The 266-nt window shown below is 68.0% G+C and carries 1 protein-coding gene; it reads left to right on the forward strand.

All coding sequences use genetic code 11. The features are described 5' to 3' along the window. Positions 1-128 (forward strand): RNase H family protein (locus E0702_RS17615; protein WP_306766940.1); only part of this gene is annotated, 128 nt, incomplete at its 5' end. Between the last annotated feature and the right edge of the window lie 138 nt (positions 129-266).

Raw genomic sequence — 266 nt, forward strand, 5'->3', positions numbered from 1 at the left:
TCGACGCGGCGCTCAAGCCGCACGAGGTGCGCTGGCACTGGATCAGGGGCCACGCCGGCCACGCCGAAAACGAGCGCGCCGATCAACTGGCGCGCGAAGGCGTGGCGATGGCAAAGCTGAGGGGGTGATGGCACGTGGGGTGGGCAGGGCGAAACCCATCATCTCTCGGCGAGACGATGGATTTCGCTTGCGCTCAACCGACCCTACAGTGCCTTACAGCTGCCCCAGCAGCGTGTCGCCGCCGGAGACCTCGACCTTGCCCGGGG

The organism is Halomonas marinisediminis (assembly GCF_004347715.1).
Classification (GTDB): domain Bacteria; phylum Pseudomonadota; class Gammaproteobacteria; order Pseudomonadales; family Halomonadaceae; genus Halomonas; species Halomonas icarae.